At 72.9% G+C, this 12,940-nt stretch carries 14 protein-coding genes and 1 pseudogene; 11 read left to right on the top strand and 4 right to left on the bottom strand.

The window, feature by feature from the left end:
* Positions 1-26 precede the first annotated feature (26 nt).
* The 4 genes and pseudogenes from ACFZDI_RS12745 (at position 27) to ACFZDI_RS12760 (ending at position 3,381) form a co-directional block, all read left to right on the top strand.
* Positions 27-1,490 (top strand): aldehyde dehydrogenase family protein, encoded by a 1,464-nt coding sequence (locus ACFZDI_RS12745; RefSeq protein ID WP_391250019.1) that lies wholly within the window; start codon positions 27-29, stop codon positions 1,488-1,490.
* A 143-nt stretch (positions 1,491-1,633) separates the two neighbouring features.
* Positions 1,634-1,794: pseudogene (locus ACFZDI_RS12750) on the top strand (response regulator transcription factor); the annotation flags it as partial.
* Positions 1,795-1,941: 147 nt separating this feature from the next.
* Complete coding sequence (locus ACFZDI_RS12755) at positions 1,942-2,544, top strand: acetoacetate decarboxylase family protein (RefSeq protein ID WP_391250021.1); 603 nt, start codon at positions 1,942-1,944, stop codon at positions 2,542-2,544.
* Positions 2,545-2,721: 177 nt separating this feature from the next.
* Entirely contained in the window at positions 2,722-3,381 is a 660-nt protein-coding gene (locus ACFZDI_RS12760; protein WP_391250023.1) for a 1,4-alpha-glucan branching protein, read from the top strand.
* A gap of 89 nt (positions 3,382-3,470) precedes the next feature.
* Here ACFZDI_RS12760 and ACFZDI_RS12765 read toward each other — a convergent pair whose 3' ends face one another.
* The gene (locus ACFZDI_RS12765; protein ID WP_391250025.1) at positions 3,471-4,178 is read right to left on the bottom strand and encodes a GNAT family N-acetyltransferase; all 708 of its coding nucleotides are present in this window, start codon (positions 4,176-4,178) and stop codon (positions 3,471-3,473) included.
* A 343-nt stretch (positions 4,179-4,521) separates the two neighbouring features.
* On the bottom strand, positions 4,522-5,151 hold the full coding sequence (folE, locus tag ACFZDI_RS12770) for a GTP cyclohydrolase I FolE (RefSeq protein ID WP_391251090.1): 630 nt from the start codon (positions 5,149-5,151) through the stop codon (positions 4,522-4,524).
* A gap of 120 nt (positions 5,152-5,271) precedes the next feature.
* Between folE and ACFZDI_RS12775 the strand changes: the two genes are divergently transcribed.
* The 5 genes from ACFZDI_RS12775 (at position 5,272) to ppk2 (ending at position 9,680) form a co-directional block, all read left to right on the top strand.
* The gene (locus ACFZDI_RS12775; RefSeq protein WP_391250027.1) at positions 5,272-6,042 is read left to right on the top strand and encodes a helix-turn-helix transcriptional regulator; all 771 of its coding nucleotides are present in this window, start codon (positions 5,272-5,274) and stop codon (positions 6,040-6,042) included.
* Between the two features lie 121 nt (positions 6,043-6,163).
* Positions 6,164-7,108: an MIP/aquaporin family protein gene (locus tag ACFZDI_RS12780; protein ID WP_234848324.1), complete on the top strand. Its 945-nt coding sequence runs from the start codon at positions 6,164-6,166 to the stop codon at positions 7,106-7,108.
* Between the two features lie 132 nt (positions 7,109-7,240).
* The gene (locus ACFZDI_RS12785) at positions 7,241-7,648 is read left to right on the top strand and encodes a hypothetical protein (protein ID WP_234848325.1); all 408 of its coding nucleotides are present in this window, start codon (positions 7,241-7,243) and stop codon (positions 7,646-7,648) included.
* Positions 7,649-7,756: 108 nt separating this feature from the next.
* Complete coding sequence (locus ACFZDI_RS12790) at positions 7,757-8,485, top strand: SDR family NAD(P)-dependent oxidoreductase (RefSeq protein WP_234848326.1); 729 nt, start codon at positions 7,757-7,759, stop codon at positions 8,483-8,485.
* Between the two features lie 238 nt (positions 8,486-8,723).
* The gene (gene ppk2, locus ACFZDI_RS12795; RefSeq protein ID WP_391250031.1) at positions 8,724-9,680 is read left to right on the top strand and encodes a polyphosphate kinase 2; all 957 of its coding nucleotides are present in this window, start codon (positions 8,724-8,726) and stop codon (positions 9,678-9,680) included.
* 56 nt (positions 9,681-9,736) lie between these two features.
* On the opposite strand, the gene ACFZDI_RS12800 is transcribed toward ppk2, so the two are convergent.
* Positions 9,737-10,102 carry a hypothetical protein gene (locus ACFZDI_RS12800; RefSeq protein WP_391250033.1) on the bottom strand — a complete coding sequence of 122 codons (366 nt, stop codon included), beginning with the start codon at positions 10,100-10,102 and terminating at the stop codon, positions 9,737-9,739.
* A gap of 42 nt (positions 10,103-10,144) precedes the next feature.
* Positions 10,145-10,579 carry an ATP-binding protein gene (locus ACFZDI_RS12805; protein WP_234848329.1) on the bottom strand — a complete coding sequence of 145 codons (435 nt, stop codon included), beginning with the start codon at positions 10,577-10,579 and terminating at the stop codon, positions 10,145-10,147.
* A 315-nt stretch (positions 10,580-10,894) separates the two neighbouring features.
* Between ACFZDI_RS12805 and ACFZDI_RS12810 the strand changes: the two genes are divergently transcribed.
* Both ACFZDI_RS12810 and ACFZDI_RS12815 read left to right on the top strand, forming a co-directional pair.
* Entirely contained in the window at positions 10,895-10,993 is a 99-nt protein-coding gene (locus ACFZDI_RS12810) for a hypothetical protein (RefSeq protein WP_391251092.1), read from the top strand.
* Between the two features lie 659 nt (positions 10,994-11,652).
* A complete protein-coding gene (locus ACFZDI_RS12815) occupies positions 11,653-12,825 on the top strand; it encodes a hypothetical protein (protein WP_391250035.1) in 1,173 nt (390 codons plus the stop codon).
* Positions 12,826-12,940 lie beyond the last annotated feature (115 nt).

A 12,940-nucleotide genomic window follows, 5' to 3' on the forward strand; every position in this document is an offset into this window, starting at 1 on the left:
CCCGACCAGGGGCGGAGGTCGTGATCATGCCTCTCGACGGCGAGCGGATCTGGCCGGACGCGGCCGAGTGGACCGGGAAGATCTACAGCGGGGGCTGGCGGACCGCCGGGGGCGGCACCCGCCGGGTCGTCGAACCGGCCACCGGTGAGCGGCTGGCGGAGGTGGGGCTGGCCTGCGCGGCGGATGTCGAACGGGCGGGGGCCCTGGCCGCGCGGGCCGCACCGGAATGGGCGGCGACCCCGCCGTCCGACCGCGCCGATGTGCTGCTGCGCGCCGCTCGCGCCCTGGATGAACGCAGCGCAGCGGTCCGTGCGTGGATCGTCCGGGAGACGGGGGGCGTCCCGGCCAAGGGCGACTACGAGATCACGGCCGGGCTCGCCCAGCTGCGGCACGCGGTCGGGCTCGCCTCACAGCCCCCGGGCGAAGTCCTCGTGCCGCAGGATCCGGGCGGAACGAGCCTGGCGTGGCGGGTCCCGCTCGGGGTGGTGGGGGTCATCACCCCGTGGAACGCGCCGCTGCTGTTCGCGATGCGGGCCCTGGCGCCGGCGCTGGCCCTGGGCAACACCGCGCTGCTCAAGCCCGATCCCCTCACCCCCGTGTCGGGCGGCGTCCTGGTGGCGCAGCTGTTCGAGGAGGCCGGGCTGCCCGCGGGTGTACTGCACGTCCTTGCGGGCGACGCGGCGGCCGGACGTGCGGTCGCCGCCGACCCGCAGGTCGCGATGGTCTCGTTCACCGGCTCCACCGAGGCGGGGCGGGAGGTGGCCCGGATCGCCGGCGAAGGGCTGAAGCGGGTCTCCCTGGAGCTGGGCGGCAAGAACTCGATCGTCGTCCTGGAGGACGCGGACGTGGAGGCGGCCGCCACGGCCGGGGCCATCAGTTCGTTCGGCTACCAGGGCCAGGCCTGTGTCGCCGCCGGACGCCATGTCGTCCACGCGGACCTCGTCGAGGAGTACACCGAGGCGCTCGTCCGGCAGGCGAAGGCGCTGCCGGTCGGCGATCCACGGGACGAGGGCGTGGCGCTCGGCCCGGTCATCAGCGAGCGGCAGGCGGCCCGGATCGAACGGATCGTGGACGCGAGCGTCGCCGCCGGCGCCCGCGTCCTGGCCGGAGGCACCCGCGCCGGGCTGTTCTACCCGCCCACCGTGCTGGACCGCGTCGAACGGTCCATGCCGGCCTACCGCGAGGAGATCTTCGGGCCGGTCGCCCCCGTCATTCCGTTCCGCGGCGAGGACGAGGCCGTGGAGATCGCCAACGACACGGCGTACGGACTGAGCGCCGCCGTCCACTCCCGGTCCGTGCCCCGGGCGACGGCTCTCGCACAGCGGTTGCGCACGGGCATGGTCCACGTCAACGACGTGTCCGCGAAGGACGCCGCGAACGCGCCCTTCGGCGGCATGGGGGTCTCGGGCAACGGCTCCCGCATCGGCGGCACCGCCAGTCTGGAGCAGTTCACGCAGTGGCGCTGGATGACGGCACCGGGGCCGGTGTGACCCCGTCCGGAGCGGGGCTTCCCGGTTCGTCCTCGTCGCGCGGCATCACGAGCCGCCGCGCCGGGTGTCCCGGCCCTGCCTCCAGTGCTGCGAACCGTCGCCGCGCGTCCGCCCGACCTGTTCAGCAGCGTCATGCCGCCCGCCTGGCCAACGACGAGATCGCCGAACGCCTCTTCGTCACCCCGTCACCGTCAAGACCCACGCCGACGGGGCCATGGCCGAACTCGGCGCCCGTGACCGGGCTCAACTGGTCGTCATCGCCTACGAGACGGGATTGGTGCGCTCGGGAGAGCGACAGGGCTGAGGGCGGCCCCCGGCCTCGCGAGCCCGGCCCCGGCCCTCCCGATGGAACAATCGGCCCAGTCAGTCCGAGCCGAGGAAGGCCGGTCGGTACACCGTGGAACGATCAGACGTCCCCTTTCCTCCTTCTCCGTGGCACCTCACCGGCGACATGATCGTCTCGCTGTGGCGCGTCCCCGTCGGCGAATTGCCGTCCTGGCCGCTGCCGCCCGGGATCCGCCCGTGGGTCGTGCGACGCCGCGCCACCCTGGCGACGTTCTGGGTCGACTACCGGCCCGGCGGCGACCTCGCCTACCGTGAGTTCCTCGTCGCCCTGGCCGTGCGTCAGGGACACCGCCTCACCGCCGGCTGCGTGGCCGCATGGGTCGACGACGAACGCTCCCTCGCCGGGGGACGCACCCTGTGGGGCATTCCGAAAGAGCTGGGCACGATCACGGTCCGGACGGACAGCCGGGGCGCCCTGGGCGAGCTGACCGCTCCCGGCGTTCCGGCGGTCCGCCTCACGTACCGCGACGTGCTGCGGCTGCCCTTCCGGCTGCCCGCCCGCGGCCACCTGGTCCAGCAGTTGTCCGACGGTTCTCGGTGCCGTGTCCCCCTGCGGATCACGGGACGCCCGGCCCTCGGCCGCGGTCGCGTCACGCCCGGGCCCGGCGCTCCTCTGTCCGTCCTCGGCCGGCACCGGCCGCTCCTCTCCGTCGCACTGCGCGACTTCCGCGGCGTCGTGGGCGGCCCGGCCGATTCCGGCCATGCATGACACTGATCGGCCTGTGGGTGCTGAACGAGGCGCCGTCCCAGCCGGGGGTGCTCTCCTCGGGCCTTCCCGGACATCCGGGACGGCACAGGGTGGACCGGGGGCCGACGACGGCCCTGCCGCACCCGGGCGGTGGGACAGTGTGATCACCCGCAGGACGCGTCGGAAGGGAACCTCGGCATGGCCGTCATCCATCACACCACCCTCAAGCCGACCAAGCTGGAGCTCGTGACCTCCTGGCTGCCGTCCCGCCCGTGGTACCGCGGAGGGGCGGCCGGACCGGTGTTGGTGAAGGCGGGCGGATTCCGGCTCGACGATCCGAGCGGCGAGGTGGGCATCGAGTTCATGGTGGTCACCGACACCTCCGGCGACCGGCCGACGACGTACCTGGTGCCCCTCACCTATCGCGGTGCCCCGCTCGAAGGGGCGGAGCACGCGCTCGTCGGCACGATGGAACACGGCGTGCTGGGACGGCGCTGGGCCTACGACGGCTGCCGGGACGCCGTGCTCGTCGCCGCGTTGACCGCACTGATCGAGGGACGGGAACAGGCCCAGGACCAGGACGTCAGCGACGCACCCGCGCAGGGGGTCGTCGTCTCCGGCACCGGCGGAGACACCCCCTTCACGGACTTCACCGTCACCGACGACCGTGAGGGCACCGCGCTGGCCACGCCGCAGGGCGCGACGCTCCGCCTGCACCGCGTCCTGGAGCCCGCCCCGGACGGCCCGCCTTCCCCTCCGCAGGGCCCGATCGGCCACGTCACCGGCTCCTGGGCGACGGCGGACGGCACCCGCACCCGGGCAGTCTTCGCCGTGCTGCACGGCTCCGGACCGGCGTAGGCGTCCGAGACACGCCGCCCCGTGGCCCTCCGTGCTGCCGCGTCCGACACGTCGCCCACGGGGCCGGTCCGCTCATGGGGCCGGTCCGCTCACGGGGTGCGGAACCCGCGGAACGTCACCTTCTTGCGGGTCTCGAAGCCGAGCCGTTCGTACAGCGCGCGTGCCCCGCTGTTCGCTTCGGCCACGTGCAGAAAGGGACGTTCGCCGCGGGCGACGACGCGTGCGAGGTGCGCGCGCAGCAGGCGGACGGCATGGCCCCGGCCCCGGGCCTCGGGTGCGGTGCAGACGGCGCTGATCTCGGTCCACCCGGGAGGCCTCAGCCGCTCCCCCACCATCGCCACCAGCGTGCCGCCGTCGCGGATGCCGAGGTAGGTGCCGAGCTCGTGCGTGCGGGGCTGGAAGGGTCCCGGCCGGGTCCGCTCGACGAGGTCGAGCATCTCGGGCACGTCCTCGGCCCCGAGTTGGATCACGCCGGCCCCGGCCTCGTCAGGTGAGGGGTCGGGGACGCTGTCACCGGCCCAGACCATCTGGCGGCCCTCGAGGACGAAGACAGGTTCCCAGTCCGGCGGCGGTATCGCCGGGCAGCTGAACATGTCCGCGAACTCGCCCGGTCCGAGCAACTTGGCCAGGTCCTGCCAGGCCGCCGCGTCCGGCTCGGCGGGCACCGCGGAGAACGTCGCGACTGTGGGTATGTAGGTGGCGGCACCGCCGAGCCGGCGAGCGAGGTGCGCGTGGTGCGCGCGGAGCGACTCGCCCACCGGGTCGTCGAGTGCGGCGGCGTCGCTGAGGCCCGTCATCGTGCTGCGCCCTTCCGTGTTCTGCCGGAGCCCGTCGGCCGGTCGGCTGTCAGGCCGACACGGCCGTCGGTTGTCGGCAGCCATGCTAAGCAGCGCGTCGTAGCCGCATCCGGGCACTCGCGGAGATAGGCGGAAAGCCGTGGTTCGGCCTGCGGACGTCACCGGCGACGAGTCCGGCGATCGGCTGCGCGCCGCACGTCTCGAAGTGGGTAGGTCGTTGCAGAAGAACGCGCCGCCCGGGTTCAGGTCAGGTCGTGGTCGCCATGCGCGAGATGTGCGATGACCGACTGACCCCCGACGCCCGGGACCGTCCCCCCGGAACGGCCCGGGCGCCGCGCCGTGCTCACCTGGTCACCCCCGTCAGCGCCAGGAACTCGCCGCGGGAGCGGGCGTCGGAGCGCAGGAGGCCGAGGAGGGTGGAGGTCAGGGTGTCGGAGCCGGTGGCCTGGACGCCGCGCAGCGTCATGCAGGAGTGCTCGGCCTCGATGACCACGCCGACGCCCTTGGGCTCCAGATGGGTCTGCAGCCAGTCGGCGACCTGCTTGGTCAGGCGCTCCTGCACCTGGGGGCGGCAGGCGAAGTGCTCGACGACGCGCGCCAGCTTGGACAGCCCCAGGATGCGGGCGCCGGGCAGGTAGCCGACGTGTGCCGTGCCGACCACCGGAAGGAGGTGGTGCTCGCAGACGGTGCGGACCGGAATGCGCCGGGCCAGGACGAGCTCGTCGTAGCCCTCGTCGTTGGGGAATGTGGTCAGGTCGAAGGGGCGGGGGCTGAAGAGTTCGGCGTAGGCGCGGGCCATCCGGCCGGGCGTGCCCCGCAGGCTCTCCGTCGCCGTGGAGATGCCGAGGGCCTCCAGGAAGCGGCTCGCGGCGATCTCGGCGGCCGCCAGGTCGATCCCGTCGGGTTCGTGGACCACCCGGAGAACGGGCCGTTCGAGTGCCGTCGCTTCGCCGTGCGGTGAGAGCGGGACCATGGTGACCTCCCTGAGTTTCGCCAACAAGTTTTTCCTTTATTGCGTTCCGGCGTCAAGGTGTGCAGGCCACGCGGACCGAATCACTCTCGCTCCCATACATGTGGGAGTTACCGTGGACTCGTGGCTTCCGACCCGCCTGAGCAGACCGACCCGGCAGTCAGCGCCCTCGACTCCGCCGGCGCCATCGATTCCGTCAGCGTCCTGAGCGAGGACTCGCGCCGGCGCATGTTCGCCTTCATCCGGCGGGCCCGGCGCCCCGTCACCCGCGACGAGGCCGCCGGCAGCGTCGGCATCTCCCGCAAGCTCGCCGCCTTCCACCTCGACAAGCTGGTCGACGCCGGTCTGCTGCGCGCCCGCTACGCGTCGCCGGAGGGAACCCGCAAGGTCGGCAGGCAGCCCAAGGTGTACGAGCCCACCGACGCCCAGATCACCGTGAACATCCCCGACCGACGGCACGAGCTGCTGGCCGACCTGCTCCTGGACGCCGTCCTGACCGAGAGGGCCGACGAGAACGCCGTGCAGGCCGCGATGCGTGCCGCCCGGCAGCGCGGGCTGGAGGTGGGCGAGGCCGCACGGCACGAGACCCGTCCGGGGCGGCTGGGCCCCGAGCGGGGCCTGACCACCTGCGAGGGCCTGCTGGAGCAGTACGGCTACGAGCCCGTCCGGGAGACCCCGACGCGGATCCGGCTGCGCAACTGCCCGTTCCATCCGCTGGCGGCGAAGGCACCGGAGCTGGTGTGCGGCATGAACCAGGCGTTCCTCAGCGGCTACCTCGACGGCCTGGGGGTCGGCGGCGTCCGCGCGGTCCTGGCGCCCGAACCCGGGGAGTGCTGCGTACGGCTCGGTTCCGGCGGCTGCGAGTCCGCGGCGGAGACACCCACGGGGCACTGACGAGAACGGGGGCGAGCCAGCCGGCAGAGGGACGTCCTGCGGTTGCCGCGGCGCACGCCACGGGTTACCACGTGATTACCGCGTGTCACCCGCGACCGCAGCGACCTCAGGGAGAAATCACATGGCACTCGAGATCAAGCCGCTGGTGAAACCCTCCAGGCTCAGACGTCGCGCAGGCCTGGCCGGCGAGTGTCTGGCGGAGTTCCTCGGGACGTTCGTCCTCATCTCCTTCGGCTGCGGCGTGGTGGCGATGACGGTCGCCGCGCTGCCCGGCTCGGGCCGTACCGAGGGGCCCACCATCTTCTTCCTCAGCGCCGGGGACTGGCTCCTGATCACCTGGGGCTGGTGCATGGCCGTGATCCTGGGCATCTACGTGGCCGGCGGTGTCAGCGGGGCGCACATCAACCCGGCCGTCACCTTGGCCTTCGCGGTCCGCCGCAGGTTCCCCTGGGTCAAGGTCGTGCCCTACTGGGCGTCCCAGGTGCTCGGCGCCCTCGCCGGAGCCGCCCTGGTCTACGCCGTGTACCACGACGCCATCAACGCCTTCGACGACGCCTTCAGGGGACCGAAGACGAACGGGAAGACCCTCGCCTCGTTCTCCATCTTCGCGACGTTCCCCGCGCCGTACTTCGGCGGTGGCATCTGGGGTCCGCTGATCGACCAGGTCGTCGGCACGGCCTTCCTGGTCATGCTGGTCGTGGCGATCATCGACCTGCGCAACACGGCCGTGAAGGCGAACCTCGGCCCGCTGGTGATCGGCTTCGTCGTAGCGGCCATCGGCATGTCGTACGGGGCGAACGCGGGCTACGCGATCAACCCGGCCCGTGACTTCGGCCCGCGCCTGTTCACCTGGATGGCGGGATGGGACGGACTGGCCTTTCCCGGCAGCCTGGCCGGGGCGTTCAGCGACTACTGGTGGATCCCGATCGTCGGGCCGCTCGTCGGCGGCGTGATCGGCGTGCTGGTGTACGACCTGTTCATCGGCGACGTACTGCACGCCCGCGCGCAGGCGGGCGAGGGGCCGGAGCCCGGAAGGACGCGTCCCACCACGTCCGACGAGGAGTGAGCGGCATCGGCCGCCGGCCGGGCCGGCGGCCGATGCTAGATTCCTCCGGGCGTCCGCCAGGAGGGGTGCGGATCGCCGGCCGGGCAGGTCAACCGGCCCAGGGCAGGCCCGTATCGGATGGTGGCACGATCCATGACTGACCCGGAGGAGCTCCCCGGCGCGGCCGGCGCTCCGGTTCCGCGGATCCTCGGCAACACCGGCGCGCTCGCCGCGACCGACCCGGAGGCGACCGGTGCCCTGTGGCGGCTGGCCGAGCCCGGCAGGCAACTGGACGCCAACCTCATCCGCGTACCGCCGCGGGGATCCATCGACGCGCACGCCGAACCCGACCTCGACGTCCTGCTGCTCGTCGTCTCCGGAGACGGCATGCTCGGCTCCACGGCCGGGCCGCACCCGGTGGAGCCCGGCAGCCTCGTCTGGCTGCCGCACGGCAGCGTCCGCAGCGTGACCGCGGGCCCGGACGGCCTGTCGTACGTGACCGTGCACCGCCGCCGCCCCGGTATGCAGATCCGGAGCGGGCCCCGGGCCCGACAGCCGTAGCCCAAGCGCGAGGCGCGGCCGGGTCGGCGCACGTCACCGGCGTCGAGAGGGTTGGGGCAGGACTCCCGCGGAACACTGCGCAGAGGAAACAGATCCGAGGGAGGAACCGTGAGCCGGATTCTGGTGACCGGGTCCGCGGACGGGCTGGGAAGGGCCACGGCCGAGGCGTTGCTGGACGCCGGGCACGACGTGGTGGTGCACGCCCGGAGTGCCGAACGGGCCAAGGTGCTGGGCGACTTGGCCGACCGTGGAGCGGACGTCGTGGTGGGGGACTTCGCCGAGCGTGACGCCGTACGGCGGGTCGCCGACGAGCTGGACGCGTCCCGGCCGCTCGACGCCGTCGTCCACAACGCCGGGGTGTGGAGCGGCCCTGCCGTCATGCCGGTCAACATCGTCGCGCCCTATCTACTCACGGCCCTGCTGCGCGGGCCGCGCCGGCTGGTGTACCTGAGCAGCGGCTCGCATCTCGGCGGACGCCCGTCGGCGCTGGAGGGGACCGACTGGCGGGGCGCGAGCGCGGGGTCGTACGCCGACAGCAAGCTGTTCGTGACGGCGCTGGCGGCCGCGGTGGCCCGGCTGCGCCCCGGGGTGGCGAGCAACGCCGTGGACCCCGGCTGGGTTCCGACCAGGATGGGCGGGCCCCACGCACCGGACGACCTCGAGCTCGGCCACCGGACGCAGGAGTGGCTGGCCTCGAGCGACGACCCGGAGGCCCTGTCCACCGGCGGCTACTGGTACCACGGCAAGCGCACGCAGTCGCACCGCGCCGTCCACGACGAGGCGTTCCAGGACCGTCTCGTGCGGGCCCTGGCGGAGGAGACCGGCACGGCGCTGTGAGCGGAGTCCCCCCATCCCCGCGCCCGCTCCGGGCGAGCCCACCCCACCGGGCGTCGGCCGACGCAGGGGGACTTCAGGCCGTAGGAGTCGGACGGCAGCCGGCAAAGGCCCGGCATCCCACATGAGCGGGACCGGACGGGGCACCCGTGTGCCCGTTCGACCAGCGACGGGAGCCGGTCCCGAAGGGCCCGCGCCGTACGCTCGGTGCCGACCGTGCGAGCCGACGGGGAGTCGAGTGATGAGCGCCGAAGACGCGGGCAAGCTGCTGGACGGGCTGACCGTGGACACCAGCCGCCAGGAGCAGCCGATCGTGCTGGACGGTGACGGGCGCCCCATCCGGACCTGGCGGGAGAACTATCCGTACGACCGCAAGGTGGGCCGCAAGGAGTACGAGCGGACCAAGCGCATCCTGCAGATAGAGCTGCTCAAGCTCCAGCGCTGGGTCAAGGACACCGGCGCACGCCTGGTCGTCGTGTGCGAGGGGCGGGACGCGGCGGGCAAGGGCGGCACGATCCAGCGCCTCACCGAGCGGCTCAACCCGCGCGGCGCCCGCGTGGTCGCCCTGGACAAGCCCACCGAACGTGAAGCGGGTCAGTGGTACTTCCAGCGGTACATCGCGCACCTGCCGACGGCCGGGGAGATCGTCTTCCTCGACCGCTCCTGGTACAACCGGTCCGGGGTGGAACGGGTGATGGGCTACTGCTCCAAGGACGAGTACGAGCTGTTCCTCGAGCAGTGCCCTGCCTTCGAGCGGATGCTGGTGGACGACGGGATCCTGCTGGTGAAGTTCTGGTTCTCGGTGTCGCGCTCCGAGCAGCGCACGCGGTTCGCGATCCGGCAGGTCGACCCGGTGCGCCAGTGGAAGCTGTCCCCCACCGACCTGGCCTCGCTGGACCTCTGGGACGACTACACCGAGGCGAAGGTGGACATGTTCCGCGCCACGGACACCGCGCACGCGCCCTGGACCGTCGTCAAGAGCAACGACAAGCGACGCGCACGGCTGGAGACCATGCGCAGCCTGCTGTCGCGCGTCGACTACGCGAGCAAGGACCGCGAGGCGGTGGGCACGCCCGACCCCCTCATCGTGGGCGCCGCCGACACCCTCCTGGAGCCGGGTGAGGAGGACACCAAGCTGTCACCCACTCCCCTGTTTCCCGGCGCCGAGGGACCCGGTAAGCACCCGGCGTCCGGCTGACGTGCCTGGGCCCCTCACTCCTCCCGGGAGGAGTGAGGGGCCCGGGCCCGGACACGTCAGCCTCGTGCCGGGGTGCGCGTCTGCGTGCGGTGGTCGTAGTACGCCCAGACGACCACGGTCACCACGGCCGTGAACCCGACCGTCAAGACCCGCACCGCGCCACTGGTCAGGTAGGCGGCACACCCCGTGAGCCCTGCTCCGCACAGCATGATCACGCGGCTGACCAGGCGGTTCTCGGGCGGCTGGGGGTCCTCACGGTCCTTGAGATCGTGCAGGGCGTCCTGCGCCGGATGGGCGGAACCGCGCCGTGCGCGGGCGCGGTAGGTCAGCCCGTAGCTGATCAGTGCGTACAGCGCGAGAGCGCCCAGGACCCAGAGCCAGACATAGGGGTCGTCATCACTCGATCCTCGTGCCAGGTACACGACACTTCTCCTTCGGAAGCGGGACGCGACGGTGAACAGCGCTCAACTGCCGTCGCCGTCCTGCCGGTCGGCGCCGGCCTCGGGGTCGGCCGGACGGAAACACGCGGTCACCGTCTTGCCGTGCCGCTGGCACCTCATGCCCCACTCGTCGGCCAGCTTGCTCACGATCGCCACTCCGCGGCCGGAGACCTCACCCGGCTCAGGGTCGCGCTGGCGCGGCAGCGAAGGGTCCTCGTCGTGGACGCTCACATGGAGGCAGTCGCCGTCCCACGTGAGGACCAGGTGCGCGTCGCTGTGCGCATGGACGTGCGCGTTGGTGATCAGCTCGGACACCGCCAGAACGACGGCGTCCACCGTGTCCGGCTCCGCAGCGGCCCACGGCAGGGAGTCGAGACGCTCGCGCGTCCACTCCCTGCCCGCGCGCACTCCTTCGGACATCCGGAACGAGTGCGCCCAGCCCATCGCCTTTACCGCCACTGCCCCCGGTCCCCTCTTCTCGGTCCACACCGGCTCGTGCGAGACCGTGTACCCGGTCCGTGACCAGGCAGGCATGGGGACACCTCAACCCGGCATCGTTCCGCGACATGGCGGAACCCCCGGCGTTCCAGGGCCTGGTGCAGCATGGCCACGTGGGCGCTCTCGGCGGCAAGGCCGATCGAGGTGCCCGCACGGTCGAGGTGGGGACGCACCGCGCTGCCGCCGTTGACGAACAGCGGGATGCCGTGGACCAGTTGACCCATCCTCGAACCCGGCTCCCACGACTTCGTCGATGACTGGGACAGCGACGCCCGGATCACCGTCGCGCTCCTGCGCGCCGAGGCGGGCCCATACCCCAACGACCGGGGGCTGCGCCAACTCGTGGGCGATTCTCCACGGTGTGACCCGCTGTGACGCGTTCCGGACCCGCTGGGCGGCCCACATGTGCGGATCCACCACGGCGGGCCGCAGCGGTTCCCTCACCCCGAGGCCGGTTTCCCGGAACTGATCTACCAGCCCCTGGACCTGATGGATCGCTGAGCGACGCTCCCGGTCTGCCGGAGCGAGCAGGACCCGCCCCGATGCGGATGGTGGGCGGGCCCTGCTCGTGTGCACCATTGTCGGGACCTCGGGGCGCGCGGGCCACGCGTGAGATCGTCCGATGTGCGCGCGCCGCGCACACCCGGCGCGCGCGGCGCACATCCCGTGCAACCGGCGTCAACCGTGGCGGGGCGCCACCCCGTGCCGCATCGCGCCGTCCGGTCGTCGCACGGCGCCACGCTCGTGTCACATGGTGCAGCCCGGCGTGGGTAGGCGGTGCGCATGACCGAGGGTGAGACGGACGGAGAGCCGGGCGTGCGCGCGACCGGGCACATCGGCCCCTGGCAGGCCGCAGCGGACGCGGGGCCCGGAATGCCGGGCGGGCTCCGCGGCGCGTCCCGGCCCGACCGGGGAGGTGAACGGTGGTAGACACGTATGCCACCGGCACCCGCCACGTGCGACCCCGGGTAGCACCCGTCTGCCTGCGGCGACGATACTGGCAGGCACCCCCACCCCCGCTCACAGATGGACCCATGCAGACCTCCCTCACCGTCCGCCCCATGACTCCCGACACGGTGTGGCTGGCACGCGGCCGCCATGCCCCGGGCCCCGCGGAAGACGTTCTCCGGCGCACGCTGCAGCAGCGCAAGGACAGCCAGGCGATCGACGACTTTCTGGAGTTGCCCGACGACGGGACCGCCGCGGCGGAGCGCGTGTTCGAGGCCCGCTGGCGGGCCGGCGACGACGTGACCGTGCGGGCCCGGCTGAGCGTGCGGCCCGCCGCGGACGACGGGCACGGGCAGGAGTGGACGCTCGTCGCGGAGGCCGAGCAGCCGTGGAACGACGCATGGCCCTCCCCCGCGGGCCTCATCTGGCCGGAGGAGCCGGACACCGCCTGGAACCAGGACGCCGCCACGCGCCTGGCCCTGGGGGAAATCAACGCGCTGCCCCAGGACGACAAGGAGATCCGCCGCCTGCTGAAGAACGCCGTGCGCGGCGGATGGCACATCCACGTGGTCGTCCACGAGGCGATGACCACCGACGACCGCGGGCGTGCGCCGGTGGCGCGATGGCTGCCGCCGGGCCTGCGCCAGCGGGTGGTGGAGCACCACGCCGCGCCGCAGCAGCTGCGCGGCCTGAACTGGGCCCTGCGGGACTCCGGCGTCCAGGTGCCGCGCGGTGGCGCGGTGGTACTGCCGGGCGTCCCGGCACCGGAGGGCTACGAGGCCCAGGACTTCTCGGTCCGCGCGGTCTTCCTCGACGGCTCCGAGCCGGCCGACCTCGTCGACGCGGTGACCCGGTTCGCGGCGCTGCCCAGGCCCCTGCCCGATGGCGCGGCCGACGCGCTCACCGCGCTGCGGGAGGACTGGCACCTGCTGACCCTCCAGGAGGAGCTGGAGCGCCAGCGCGGCCTGGTGGCCATGTACGCGGAGGCGCTGGAGGCCATGACGAAGTCCCGTGACCTGTACCGGGAGGCGGCCGAGAGCGCCCACGAGGCCCTGGCCGCCTACCAGCAGTCCGCCGCGAACGCTCCCGCCGTACCCCGGCCGTCCGGCCCGCCCGCGGCGTCCCCGCTCCAGCAGCTGACACGGACGTTCGAACGGTTCAAGGTCAAGCGCCCGGCGACCGCGGCCGGTGACGAACGCAGCCGCGAGGAGGACCGCGAAAGGAGCCACGCCGCCCGGCACGCGGCGTCGGAGGGGTGACGGCTTCCTGACGCGGCGCACGAGGCGTCGTGTGGGAGTGACGGCTTCCTCGGACGGCGCACGTGTCAGTCCTCGCCCCCTGGATACGCGGTCCGTACGGCATCACGGCCCGCCC

This window comes from Streptomyces sp. NPDC007907, assembly GCF_042959365.1.
GTDB classification, from domain to species: Bacteria; Actinomycetota; Actinomycetes; order Streptomycetales; family Streptomycetaceae; genus Streptomyces; species Streptomyces indiaensis.